Genomic DNA, 13,327 nt, shown 5'->3' with positions numbered 1-13,327 from the left:
AAGCCATTTGGCCACTTCATCGCGATAATCGCCTCGATACAGTCGGCCTCGCTTTGAAAACGGCTACTGATAGATTTAAGCCCCATGCTCGTACCTAATTCCATGTCCGATCCCTCCAATTGAAGTTCCTCTAGTCACTGAATACGCACGTGCGTTCCCTTTTTTCTCATTATAGCAAACATACGTTCTTGTATCAACTAAAAAATCTCAAATCTTCACAAAAATGTGGATGTTCAGATTACTGTGCAGCCTTAGTTTAATCCCCCCGATCGATTCGCCAATTCTGAATCAAAGGGATAATCGTGCAAAAGGTGGGACTGGGGGGAGAAGCCCCTCTCCCTAATCTCTCAATTCTGATCAAAAGGGATAATGATGCAAATAGGCACCGCAGGGCGTACTAAGGCGCGAAGAGCCGCAATAAGGCGAAAAAAGTTAATAAGGCATAATAGAAGAAATAAACAAAATATGCAAAATAAATGAAATAAACAAAATAAGCGCAAAAAGCGAAAGAAGTAAAAGAAGTGAAAAAAGTGAAAGAAATGAAAATAACGAAAATAACGAAATAGCGGAAAAAGAGAAAGTAGAGAAAGAAGCGAAATAAGCGCCATAGGACCAATAGGGTGAAATTAAATTGAGAAATAAGACGCGAAGGGCGCCTCTCTTTCTCGATCTCTACATGCTGAATGAAAGTACTGAATGAAAGGGATAATGGTGTAAAAGGGCAAGCGGTTAGGTAGTCAAGGGTTCAATCAGACATGGGTTCTATCAGTCATACGTCCAATTAGTCATACGTTCAATTCATCAGTCATGGGTTCGAGCAGGATGGGTTCATCGTTCAAGTATTCGTGTAGTCAAGTCAGTCAAGCGGTCGTGAAAATTGTTCGAAGACCTGTCACATTACTTCGGGAGTTTCTGACAAACGGCTGGGATTCTATCGACTCTTTTCTGGTAGTATGGTATTATGATAGTCTGATAACGTATTAGCGAACTAAAGCGGTGTTTTGAGTTGAGCTAATAGTATTACTCAGGGGGAGAGAGATAGATGAAAGTTAATAGAAAAATGGTTTTGATGAGCCTCGTGATGGCTCTGGTGTTGACGATGCTGGCCGGGTGTTCAGGGTCGGGAGCCGGGAAAGAGGATAATCAACTGGTGATTGGGATCGATGATAAGTTTGCACCAATGGGATTCCGCGATGAAAATAACGAGATTGTGGGCTTCGATATTGATTACGCTAAAGCGGCGGCGGAGAAAATGGGAATGGAAGCCACGTTCCAGCCGATCGACTGGTCGGCTAAGGAATCTGAGTTAAACAGCGGACGGATCGATCTGATCTGGAACGGATATACGATTACGGAGGAGCGCAAGGGCAAGGTCCTCTTTACGAAGCCTTATTTGAAAAATAGCCAAGTGGTCGTAACGCTGGCCGATTCGGAAATTACTCAGTTGAGTGATCTAGCTGGCAAGACAGTGGGTCTGCAGGCGTTGTCTTCCGCAGCGGATGCGCTGGATGCAGCTCCGATCAAGAGCGAGATCAAAACGATCTCGGAGTTCCCGGACAACGTACTTGCTCTTACGGATCTCAAAACGAAACGGCTTGATGCGGTCGTAATCGACGAAGTTGTGGCGAGATACTATATGGCGAAAGAAGAAGGTGCGTTTAAGCTGCTGGATGAGTCGCTGGCGCCTGAAGAATACGGTATCGGCGTGAAGAAAGGCAACGAGGAGCTGCTGAACAAGCTGCAGAAAGCGCTCGACGAGCTGAACCAGGACGGTACCGCTTCAGAAATTTCGAAGAAATGGTTTGGCGAAGACAAAGTACTGAAGTAGAAACGAAACGCGTAAAAACCGGATTGCTTCGGAATCCGGTTTTTTGCTGGTTAAGTTAAAATTCAAGATGTTCCGAGGAGAGCGATCATGAGTCTGGAGTATTTGTTAAGTATCCTAGGGCCGATGCTGGAAGGAACGAAAACGACGATTTGGCTGTTTCTGCTGGCCATTGTGACCTCGATTCCGCTGGGCTTCGCCTTCACCTTTATGGTTCGCAGCCGAATCAAACCGGTCGCTTGGTTTGCCGGAGCTTATATTTACGTCATGCGCGGTACGCCGTTGCTGCTGCAAATGCTGTTCGTTTGCTTTGGGCTGCCGGTTATCCCGGGTATCGGCGAGTACCTCGTCATGGATCGGTTTGTCGCCGCTTGCGTTGCTTTTACGCTGAATTATGCGGCGTACTTCGCTGAAATCTTCCGCGGCGGCTTGCTGGCAATTGATAAAGGTCAATATGAAGCCGCAAAGGTGCTGGGGCTTAGCCGCTGGCAGACGACAACGCGAATCGTGTTGCCGCAGATGCTGCGCATCGCGCTGCCCGCTGTCTCCAATGAGTCGATTACGCTGATCAAGGATACAGCGCTGCTTTATGCAGTGGCTGTTCCCGAGCTGCTGCATTTCGCGCAAACGGCTGTCAACCGGGATTTTACGATCGTACCTTTTGTACTTGCAGGCGTGTTATATCTGTTGATGACATTGGTGTTGACCGTGCTGTTTAAGGCGTTGGAACGGAAGTTTAAATTTGAGTAAAGGGCTGGAATCATGGATCAAGCAATCGTTCAAGTCGAGCATTTACGTAAATCGTTTGGCCATCTGGAGGTGCTAAAAAACATCTCCTTTAATGTCGCTGCGAGCGAAGTGCTGGCGGTGATTGGGCCGTCCGGATCGGGCAAGAGCACGATGCTGCGCGCCTTGGCCCATCTTGAGGAAATTGATGGGGGGACGATCCGGATTGGCGGGGAGCCGCTGGTTGATAGTGGGCGGTATGCCGGCAGCGCCAAGCTCAAGGAAATTACTACCCGCATGGGCATGGTGTTCCAGCATTTTAATCTGTTCCCGCACCTTACGGTGCGCGGGAACCTGGAGCTCGCTCCTAAGCTGGTAAAAAGGCAGCCGTCTGCCGATATCCGCGCTAAAGCGACGGAGTTGCTGGAGAAAGTGGGGCTCTCCGATAAAGCGGAGGTCTATCCGTCTAACTTGTCCGGGGGGCAAAAGCAACGGGTTGCCATCGCCCGGGCCCTGATGATGAACCCGGAGATCCTGCTGTTCGACGAGCCGACCTCTGCGCTGGATCCTGAGTTGACGGGCGAGGTGCTGCAGGTGATGAAGCAGCTCGCCGAAGAGCGGATGACGATGATTGTCGTCACGCATGAGATGGGCTTTGCGCGGGAGGTAGCCGACCGCGTGATGTTTATGGCGGACGGGGAGATTATCGAATCCGGCCCGCCGGAGCAGCTGTTTGGTGCGCCGCAGCATGAGCGTACGCGGTCCTTTTTGCAGCGGGTGCTGTGATAACTAATTTCAAAAACGGCGGCAGCCTCGGAACTTCAACTACGAAGTTTGAGGCTGCCGCCGTTTTTTTACCACCCTATTTTATTTCACCGAGTAAACTCCTTCTTTGTAAATCAACGTATAAATCATGCCCGAGTCGGTTAGAACGTACTGGTCCACGGCATCCTTGGACAAGCGACGTTGTTTCCCGTCGGCAGCGATATGGTAGATGCCGGGCTCGTAACCGTGGGATACGTAGTAGACACCGGACTTATTGACCTCAAAGGTCGTATCAGCCGTCGCACCGGGCGCCAGGGCAGCCAGCTTCTTCTCTTGACCTGTTGCTGGGTCAAACCGGAATAACTCCATGTCCGTGCCGCTGGCGGACGTATAATAAAATACGTTCTCATACATCCGGATCTGGGAAATGTTCCGTGACGACAAGGTTGCAGCGGGCTTTCCGCCATTTAACCCGGTGCGCATCAAGTGACCCGAGCTGTCTTCCAGATAATACAGTTGCTCGCCAATCACCCAGAATTGGCTTGCGCCCGCGGCCAGCTTCACATGCGCCCGGCCGGTTGTATCGATCTGGTACACGGAGTTCGGATCCTTCGGATCGCTGTCATTAAAGCCGATCGTATATAGGGCTCCGTTTTTCAGCACCAACGAGGAATCGGTTCTGTACCCGACCCCGCCGTTTTCTTCCACCGAACGGGCCACGCCGTAGGCATATCCGGGCTCTCCGAGCAATTCCTTCTCTCCGGTGGTCATGTTAAACCGGCTCAAGTTGTTCGCCACTTCCGTCATAAACCGGAAATCGGTATAGTACAAGGTTTCTCGGTCTGAGACAAGACCGGCCAAACTTTTCGCCGACAAGACCTCCTGCAATGCTCCGTTCTTCACCCGGTACAACATGTCCCCGCCCATCGTTAAATCGCCGACATGCAGGTTAACGAATAATTCGTTATTGGACTTCCGTACATCCGTCAGCCAGCCGTCCTCCGACCGCCAATCGCCGAGCGAGGCGACTTTTTCAGCCTGTTGCTTTTTCAGGTCATAGGCGTACAGGTAAGCTTGATTCTTCACCGTGGACACGTAGTAGAGAAGATCCCCGATCACTTTTCCTGAATGGAACACCGGTGTGCCGGGCACCTGAACTCGCGTCGCTTGGTTGCTTCCCGATTTCCGGAAAAGCTGCTCCTCTACGGAAGCGCCGTTGTTCAGGTATACGGTCTTCATGTAATAGACGTCGGTTCCATACTGCGTCAACGGGGTCGCTATCTTCTCGTAGTCCACCCGTTTCCGCCGATCGGTCAGCTGTGTTTTAATCGAGTCTTTGACTGCTAGCGTATCCGGGTGCTTCAGGTTAATCGGCGTATCGCCGATCAGAATCAACCCGTCCAGCCAAGCGATCTGCTTGCCAAGTGCAGTCGCGGCATCCCTCAGAGGCAACATAACCCGCCCGCCGATTTTTTGCGGCGGCACGTCGAGCTTCACCGATTCATCGTTAACAAGCATGGTCTTGCTGTTCACTTTGAATTTGACCGTTCGCTTGAGTGTTACGTTCCGGAGGACCACATCGTCCGGTGTCTTCGCGTTCCAGACGACTTCCCAATACCCTTGGTTGGCCCCGGTGGTATGCTCGGCCAAGTATCCCATCAGACGAATAGGCACGAGGACGCGCCCGTTACGCTGGACGACTTCATAATCTCCGCTAATATCTGTCTTCTGTCCTTGCAAAAACGCTTTGCTTTGATAGTCGTAAGGAATGATCGCCAGCTTGTTGAACGCCTCTTTCAGCGAACTGCTGCTGCTTCCTTGGACTGGGCTGCTAGCTTTCTCAGCGGCATGAACTCCGGCTGTTCCCAGCCCTAGACATGCTGTTAATAGCAGCAACATGATTATCTTCTTCAATACGAAACTCTCCCTTCAATAAACCAGACACAAGATGTCATCTAATGACTAGACGCTTCAACTCTTGTAAAAGTTGCTATGTCAAAAGCTGGCGCAATTAGGAGGTAACGCGAGCATTTTTGACAACCCTGTTGTAGAATCAAAAAGAAGCCGTTTACACCAGCAGGATGGAGGAACCTACGAAATGATAGATCAATATGCATCGGCCACCGTCGTTTCGACGGCATGTAATTATATCATGGAGCGTCCGGACAAGTTCACTCATACCTACCGGACCTATATTAAATTAAGAGAAAACGGAGCACAAGAACTCCGATTCTGGCATAGCAATGCCATCGATTCCACATGGGATACCGGTTCGGTTGCCCGCGGCGGGGAATATGGCGGACAGTGGCGAATCGAAGCTGCCTACGTCGGGGACGGCGGCTTGGAACCGCAGGGTTCGGTCGTGCCCGGTTCACAGGTACGCGTTACGTTTGACGGCGGCAACGAAGTCAAAGCGGTCGCCCCCGGGGAGTTGTTTTGGAGCGATCCGGTCAAGATCGACCTGCCGGAAGGCCATCTGCTGGCGTTTACTTGGACGATTTCAACGGAGTCGGGAGGCAAAACGGTTCCCTACAATACCGAGCAGATGTTAGTAATGGCGTTTGATGCGCCGGGAGCATGTGCGGATCAAGCTGCTGCCGATGGCTTTGTGCAGTCGGAGAATCTGCTGGTCATGCCCGCATTGATTGCCAGCGCAAAGCCGGTGCAGCAACGCCTCATCTTCCTTGGTGATTCGATTACGCAAGGCGTAAGGACTCGCCGGGACGGTTACGAGTATTGGGCGGCGCGAATTGCCGATGGCTTAGGCAATGATTATGCTGTATGGAACCTTGGCTCCGGCTGGGCACGAGCCTACGATGCTGCCGCCGATCGGGCCTGGCTGAACAAGGTGAAGCTGGGGCAGGCTCCAGGGACGAACACCCAAATCATCCTGGCGCTTGGGGTTAACGATATCGATATCGGCGCCCGTACTTCAGAGGAGCTGCTGGCCGACCTGACGACCATCGTTTCCTTACTTCGCCAAAACGATCCGACTACGGAAATAATCCTGTTCACCGTTCCGCCATTTAATTTCAGCGAAGAGCGGGAACAGGTCTGGCGGCGGGTCAATGATCATATCCGCTCCGCCTCGCTTCCGGGCGTTGACCGCGTCTTTGACATGGCCGTTCATCTGTCCCAGCCCGCGCCGCAGGATCACCGGCTGCGTCCGGAATTCATGAGCTCGGAGTACGATCCCCATCCGAATGGAGCGGCAGGCAAGGTCGTGGCCGACGCATTCTTGGCGTGGTACTTCAGTGATGATGAACGGGAGCGCTGAGATGATGAGCACCCCTCTTCTGAATGTAGGGATCTTTGCCCATGTCGATGCGGGCAAGACAACGACGACGGAACATATTTTGTATACCAGCGGGCGGATTCGGACGCCGGGCCGTGTGGATGACGGCACCGCGCTGACGGACTCGCTGGAAGTTGAACGCCAGCGCGGGATTTCCGTTCGTGCGGCGATGACGAATTTTACTTGGAAAGGTACGCAGGTGAACTTGATTGATACGCCGGGCCACGTCGATTTCCTGTCCGAAGTGGAGCGTTCGCTGCGCGTGATGGATTGCGCGGTGCTGGTGATCTCCGCCGTAGAAGGCGTTCAGGCCCAAACGGAAATGATCTGGAACGCGCTCCTTAAGCTGCGAATTCCAACGATTCTATTCGTCAACAAAATGGACCGGGTTGGCGCGGACCCTGATGCGGTGCTGGCGCAAGCACGCAAATATCTGTCCCCGGACATCGTTCCAGTCCAGCATCCGCTGGGGATGTGGCAGGATTATCAAGGAGCGGCGGATTTGTGGAGCGCGGGAGGTGAAGCGGCGGCGGCTGATGCGGGAAGTCTTGAGGCGTTCACGGCGGCGCGGAGCGGCTTGATCGAAGCGTTGGCCGAGCGAGACGAGGCGTTGCTCGAGGCCTACCTTAGCGGGGAGGATGTCGCGGAGGAACGCTGGGAACGCTGTGCGGAGGAGCAAGCGAGATCTGCCCGAATCTATCCGCTGCTGTACGGGGCGGCGACGAAGGGAATGGGTATCGCTGAGCTGCTGGATGCCATGGTGCGCTACTTCCCTCCGGCGGAAGGGGATCCGGAGGCCCCGCCCTCCGGCGTCGTGTTCAAGATCGAACGCGACAAGACGATGGGCCGGATGGCTTATGTTCGCCTTTATGAGGGCAGCCTCCGCAATCGCGATACCGTGTACAACTATACGCAGAACCTCAGCGAGAAGGTGACACAGATCCGCAAAATCGACGGAACACGTTCGGAAGATATCGGTCTGCTGCGGGCAGGCGATATCGCGGCCGTCTGCGGCTTATCCCACGTCCGGATCGGCGATGTACTGGGGCGGCCGGATGCAGTGCCGGCTGAAGCGAAGCTGGCCGTTCCGCTGCTTACGGTACAGGCTCATCCAGCCAACGAAGCAGAATACCGCGCCGTAGCGGAAGCGCTGCAGGAGCTGTCCGACGAAGATCCGCTGCTGGACGTGCAATGGCTGCAGGAAGAACGAGAGCTGCACGTAAAGGTGATGGGGCCGATCCAGCTGGAAGTGTTAAGCAGCGTCATGGAATCCCGTTACGGCTTGAAGGTGACCTTTGGGAAGCCATCGGTCATTTATAAAGAAACACCGAAGCAAGCCGGGGAAGGGTTCATCGCTTATACGATGCCGAAGCCGTGCTGGGCGATCCTGCGATTCCAGATCGAGCCCGGACCTCGGGGAAGCGGCTTGGTCTACGAAGCCCGGGTGCGGGACGAGGATCTGCTGCCGCAATATCAGAACGAGGTGGCGCGCCGTGTTCCTGAGGCGTTGCAGCAAGGGCTGTATGGCTGGGAGGTTACTGATCTGAAGGTGACGTTGGTCTATGGCCAGCATCACGTATGGCATACCCATCCGCTGGATTTTGCTGTCGCCACGCCGATGGGAATTATGAATGGGCTGGCGAATACCGGGACCCAGTTGCTGGAGCCAATATTGCATGTCCGCATCGTTGTCCCCGAAGAGAATGCCGGTCGGGTAATGAATGACCTCGTGCAGATGCGCGGCCGGTTCGAGCCGCCTCAGCTGCAAGGAGAACGAGTGCTGATTGAAGGGCATGTACCGCTCTCGACTTCGCTGGATTATCCCATTGAACTTAGCTCGTACACCAAGGGACGCAGTACCTTTGCTTCCTCCTTTGCCGGCTATGAACCGTGCCCGCCGGATGTGCACGCCGAGCGGGTTCGGCGAGGGGTTAATCCGTTAGATCAGGCGAAATATATTCTCAGTGTGCGCAAAGCACTGCAAGGGTAGTTCATCAACAGGTTCATCTTAGTCGAAATAGGAACCGAATTGCTTAATGTAGAAGGAACAATGGACCTTGACCGGAAGCTGGCTGAACATCTCATGCCAATCGGTCTTTTTCCACTCATCATAACTCATGCTGTTGCGCACATATTTCCCGAGCCCAATCCCGTCGGTGCGGTGGCGTTGCATGGTCTTGATCACCCGCAGCGCTTCCGAAACGATATGTTCGCTGACCAGCTTTTCAACCTTTGCCCGTTCAGAGGTGCTTAGTTTTGCATTGCCAATGTACTCATCCACACTTCCATAGATCTTCAAATAAATATTCGCTTCATAATCGCCGGACGTGTTCTTCGTAATCACGATCCGGCGTTTGCTTTTTACCGCCTTGACGGAAATCGCCTTCAAGTCGGGATGCTCCGTCGTCAGGGTAAACTCGCCCTCTTGCAGGTTCGAATACAACAGCATGAACAGGTAAACGTCTTCCCACGGCAGCTTCGCAATCATTCGATCATCCCGCATCAAGGCGATGCCGCTGATGGTAATATCCTTCTCCTTCTCCAGGACTAAGGCGGCAATTGGATCCTCCCCGTCATCGAAGTAGTCGCGGGTAAATTCGTACAACGAGGTTCGGGGGAGCGATTGATTTGAGTATTCTTTTTGCAACAGCTTGTTGATATAGTTCGCCGTCTTGGTATGCCGCGGATATTCTTGGCTGATGATCTCACCGGCATTCCCTTCGACGATAACCATCGCAGTTCGGAGGGAAATGTTGGGATCGCGCAGAAACGTATCTAAATACGGCCAGAAGCCGCGGCGGGCTAACTCCTCACCGATCAAATAGGTGCGAATATGTCCGCTGGCAATGATTCGGCTGGTCCGCAACGACAAGGCCTCCCTCGCTTGCTTTGGACTTGAAGCGATCGTTGACAGCAATTCGTCGGTCGTTTTGCCATCCCGGGCGTATTGCGAAACCAGCGGAATGCTGACCGTAGCCTTAATCTTATTCTCGGGAGCCGCATCAAAAGCGGCCGTTTCAATATAACCAACTCGTTCCAGAATCCGCTGGTCCCGGCTGCAGCCGGTGAGTACAAGGATGAGAACGGCAGCGAGCAGAAATCGTCTAAGCATGCTTCTTCAACCTCCTTTGCATGAGTAGAAGCACAATCAGCAGCAACGGGAGCCCGAAGGCAACACCTATCTGTACAAAGGTGAAATAGCTGGACCAAGACTCTACGACGATTAAGGTTTTGGGGATCATCCCTACAAGGATGGTTGCAACCATGGAAACGAAGACGATCACCTTCCAGGGGATTTGGGGAAAGACCTGCGCCAACGCCTCCTGACCGGCCCAATAGTACATGCCTGCCGTCTGCACGATTGAGAACAAGAACAGGCTGAAGAGAAAGTTCTGGATGCGTTCAATGAACGGAAACCGTAAATAAGCATACATATCGAGGATCGGAAACGACGAATGGACCAGAGCGTGATGACCGAAGAAGCCGTAAGCCATAATCGAAACGAGCAGAGACACGAACATGGTAATTCCGTTTCCTAGATGGATATATTTCAACCATTTTTTGTTTTTTTCCGCATAGGGAAAAAGAAACAGGCACAACTCGTATCCCAAAAACGCGCTTTACAGGTTGTTCAGCCCCTCGTACATATCCGCTCCTTCCTTAAGCCAAAAAGGAGTAAAGCGGGAGAGATCAAACTCATGGACGAAGAGTACGATCAGCGGAATTTGCAACAGCAGGAGCAGCGAGAAGATGACATTCGCTTTAGACATGGTATAGATCCCTTTAGTAATGTAGAGAACCACCAGCACGTCCACGAAGGTTTTGAGAATGAGGTCAGAGGTCGCCGGAAAGATCAGCATCTGATATATCAAAGCGTATTGCTTGATGACAAGGCAACCGATCATGCTGAATAACCCCCATAACAGAACATATAGAGGGATTAGCAGGAATCGCGGCAGTGAAGCGCTGAGAATGTCAAATATTGATTGGCCTCGGCCCATTCGGTACACCGCAGAGATCAGCATAATGTTCAGCGTCACCAGCACGAACATAGGAAGGATCATCAGCCAGCCGTTGGTCCCGAAATCGTGGGCCGTGAGGCGCGGCAGAGTGAACAGGACGGCACCGCTTTGGGTATTGAACACCATCAGGGCGATATGGAAGCGATTGAGTTTTTCCCGTTCCACTGGAGTCACCTATTTCTTCATTTTGTTGGACGTTTTGTTGGGAGTACGGGATTGCGTTGGGCGTTTGGACAACATCCAGAAGGGGCCCCGGATAAAGGTATCCTTCCAATCGCCCGGTTTAATCGGCGCGAGCGGAAGGGTGTACGGCGCACCTAAGCTGGTCAGCTTGGACAGATGGATAATCACCAGCCCGAGGCCGAACATAAATCCGAAGTTCCCGAGCATCCCGGATAAGATGATCAGCAAGAATCGAATCAGTCGAATCGAACCGCTCATCGTGTAGCTGGGAATGACGAAGGAAGCGATGGCGGACATTGCAACGGCAATGATCAGAATGTTACTGGTAAACCCGGCTTCCACCGCTGCAGTACCGATCACGATACCGCCAACGATACCGATCGTTTGCCCGATTTTGGTAGGCAGACGAACCCCAGCTTCTCGCAGCAACTCCAAGGTTGTTTCCATCATCAGCGCCTCCAGGACGGGAGGGAAGGGGACGCGGCTGCGCGATTCAGACATCGAAGCGAGCAAATTTTGCGGAATCATCTCGTAATGGTACGTTGTGATTGATACATACATCGAAGTTAAGGTGAGCGTAAGAATAAAGGCGACATAGCGCAACAGTCGAAGAAACGTCCCCACAGCCCAGCGGCTGTAATAGTCGTCAGGGGAGGTAAAAAATTCAAATACGGTTGTAGGCCCAATGATGACCGACGGGCTCTGGTCCAAGAGCACAAGCACCCGACCTTCGTTCAACTTGGATACGGCAACGTCAGGCCGCTCCGAGCTCAGATAAAGAGGGAAAATGGTGGCAGGGTAGTCTTCGATCAGCTGTAAAAACATACTGCCATCCAAAACACCGCTGTACTCGATGCCCTGAATCCGCTCCGACATCCGATTGACGAAGTCCATATTGGCAAATCCGTCGATATAAAGCATACATACCTTCGTTTTGAACACTTCGCCGACTTCAAATTGTACAACTTTCAGACGATTGCTCTTCAGCCTGCGGCGGATAATGGACAGATTGGTACCCAGCGATTCATTAAAGGCATCATGCGGGCCGACGATGACAGATTCCGTTTCAGATTGCTCGATGGATCGGACGTCGGGACCGTAAGCCGAAATTAAATAAACCCCCTGAGGTACAAATAGAGCGGCTTCGCCCTCCAAAATCCCTTGAATCACGTTCTTCGTTTCTTCTTCGCGCACGAACTGGGATTGCTGCAAAAGAGCCCCCAGTTCCTCCCGCTGAATATTTTCCAGCGGAATGATCACATTGTTGATAAACTTGTGGTTGTCGACCAAATGCTCAAAGTAGATAATGTCGGCCTGAATGACCGGATACGTCCGATGCGATAGATCGGAGCACCCGTTAAATTCCTCCAGCACCCGCTCCAAAGTGAGCGGACCGGGGGGGTGAGGCTCAGTAAGATGTGATGTTTGTTGCTCTGGTTTATGCTTTACCATCGTCATGATGGTTTTCAATAATCGGGAGTTCAAGGCGCAATTCCTCCAACTGAGGTATTTTCTTCTATTGTGTGTAGCATTGATCGAACTATGCAGATTTTGACGGGATGGGTTGCAGAACAAGTGCAAAAAAAAAGAATACTGCGATGGTTCGCAGCATTCTATGTATGGTTATTCTATGGATTCACTTCAGCAACAGCCGGGATAATTCAGCATAACTGATAACCGGGGTATGGGGGAGATACGGATCTGATTCGGGCTGGATGCCGCGGTGATTAAACCAAATGGAGTGCCAGCCGGCGCCGGCCGCTCCCACGACATCGTTACGCCAGGAATCTCCGATATACCAGCACTGATCCGGTGCCATCTCCAGCTTCCCGGCAATCAGATTAAACAAGCGGGCATCCGGTTTCGTTAAACCTACCGCCCCTGAGATGAAGACCCGTTCGGCAGGAATCAGCCGATCGACCCCGAGTGCCCGGATCTTTCGCCATTGATGGTCCGGCGGCCCGTTCGTAATGATTCCGACAACAGCGCCACGCGCCTTAAGTTCGCCGATCAGCTCCAGCGCTCCGGAGAACGGCCGAATGTCAAATTGACGGCTTAGGTAAGCGGCCTGTACCGCTGCGGCTTGATCGGTTGTCAGCGAAAGCCCAAACTCCCCTAGGGAACGTACGAAACGTTCGGTGCGCATTGATTCCAGCTCATGTCCGTGGGTGGGCGTCCCTCCGACTTGGGCGGAGAGATAATCGCTGTAATAACGCATTCGGTGGTACGCTGATTCATAGGGGAAGTCCGGCCCGGTGTGCAGGATTTCTTCCAGTGCCTCGCGAAAAGGCTGCAGGTGGTCGTATAACGTATCATCTACGTCAAAAAAGATCGCGCGGTTTGAAGTCATTGCGTTCATTGTGATGATCCCCTTCTCTTTACCAGCCGCAGTAGAAAACCGCGGCCTTTTCCTATAAAATGCTTATGTATTGTCCTGGCTGCGGGAGCCGTCGCCTTCCCATTATACGTGACAATTTCGAAAAATCCATAGTTCGACCGGTCCTTTTCGGA

At 52.4% G+C, this 13,327-nt stretch carries 9 protein-coding genes and 2 pseudogenes; 5 read left to right on the top strand and 6 right to left on the bottom strand.

The features are described 5' to 3' along the window. Window positions 1-104: pseudogene (locus tag M891_RS26155) on the bottom strand (transposase); the annotation flags it as partial. A gap of 938 nt (window positions 105-1,042) precedes the next feature. Between M891_RS26155 and M891_RS0112205 the strand changes: the two are divergent. From M891_RS0112205 to M891_RS0112195, 3 genes are all read left to right on the top strand, one after another. Further along, window positions 1,043-1,828 carry an amino acid ABC transporter substrate-binding protein gene (locus tag M891_RS0112205; protein WP_028539042.1) on the top strand — a complete coding sequence of 262 codons (786 nt, stop codon included), beginning with the start codon at window positions 1,043-1,045 and terminating at the stop codon, window positions 1,826-1,828. Window positions 1,829-1,915: 87 nt separating this feature from the next. After that, window positions 1,916-2,575, top strand: a complete 660-nt coding sequence (locus M891_RS0112200) for an amino acid ABC transporter permease (RefSeq protein ID WP_016313236.1) — start codon at window positions 1,916-1,918, stop codon at window positions 2,573-2,575. A gap of 12 nt (window positions 2,576-2,587) precedes the next feature. Continuing rightward, a complete protein-coding gene (locus M891_RS0112195; RefSeq protein WP_028539041.1) occupies window positions 2,588-3,337 on the top strand; it encodes an amino acid ABC transporter ATP-binding protein in 750 nt (249 codons plus the stop codon). Between the two features lie 81 nt (window positions 3,338-3,418). Here the strand turns inward: M891_RS0112195 and M891_RS0112190 are convergent, their stop codons facing one another. Next, complete coding sequence (locus M891_RS0112190) at window positions 3,419-5,230, bottom strand: stalk domain-containing protein (RefSeq protein ID WP_028539040.1); 1,812 nt, start codon at window positions 5,228-5,230, stop codon at window positions 3,419-3,421. A gap of 184 nt (window positions 5,231-5,414) precedes the next feature. On the opposite strand from M891_RS0112190, the gene M891_RS0112185 reads away from it, so the two are divergent. Next, a complete protein-coding gene (locus M891_RS0112185) occupies window positions 5,415-6,593 on the top strand; it encodes an SGNH/GDSL hydrolase family protein (protein WP_028539039.1) in 1,179 nt (392 codons plus the stop codon). A 1-nt stretch (window position 6,594) separates the two neighbouring features. Beyond that, on the top strand, window positions 6,595-8,601 hold the full coding sequence (locus M891_RS0112180) for a GTP-binding protein (protein ID WP_016313232.1): 2,007 nt from the start codon (window positions 6,595-6,597) through the stop codon (window positions 8,599-8,601). Between the two features lie 18 nt (window positions 8,602-8,619). Here M891_RS0112180 and M891_RS0112175 read toward each other — a convergent pair whose 3' ends face one another. The 4 genes and pseudogenes from M891_RS0112175 to M891_RS0112160 all read right to left on the bottom strand — a co-directional run bounded on the left by M891_RS0112175 (window position 8,620) and on the right by M891_RS0112160 (window position 13,175). After that, a complete protein-coding gene (locus M891_RS0112175; protein WP_028539037.1) occupies window positions 8,620-9,723 on the bottom strand; it encodes a Ger(x)C family spore germination protein in 1,104 nt (367 codons plus the stop codon). Next, window positions 9,716-10,798: pseudogene (locus M891_RS25810) on the bottom strand (GerAB/ArcD/ProY family transporter). The gene M891_RS0112175 and the pseudogene M891_RS25810 overlap by 8 nt, the downstream one beginning before the upstream one ends. Before the next feature lie 9 nt (window positions 10,799-10,807). Further along, entirely contained in the window at window positions 10,808-12,301 is a 1,494-nt protein-coding gene (locus M891_RS0112165; RefSeq protein ID WP_028539036.1) for a spore germination protein, read from the bottom strand. 151 nt (window positions 12,302-12,452) lie between these two features. Next, complete coding sequence (locus M891_RS0112160) at window positions 12,453-13,175, bottom strand: HAD family hydrolase (protein ID WP_028539035.1); 723 nt, start codon at window positions 13,173-13,175, stop codon at window positions 12,453-12,455. Between the last annotated feature and the right edge of the window lie 152 nt (window positions 13,176-13,327).

This window comes from Paenibacillus sp. J14 (assembly GCF_000518465.1).
GTDB lineage: Bacteria > Bacillota > Bacilli > Paenibacillales > Paenibacillaceae > Fontibacillus > Fontibacillus barengoltzii.
The sequence above is the reverse complement of the archived record's forward strand: the minus strand, read 5'-3'. Positions and strand labels throughout refer to the sequence as shown.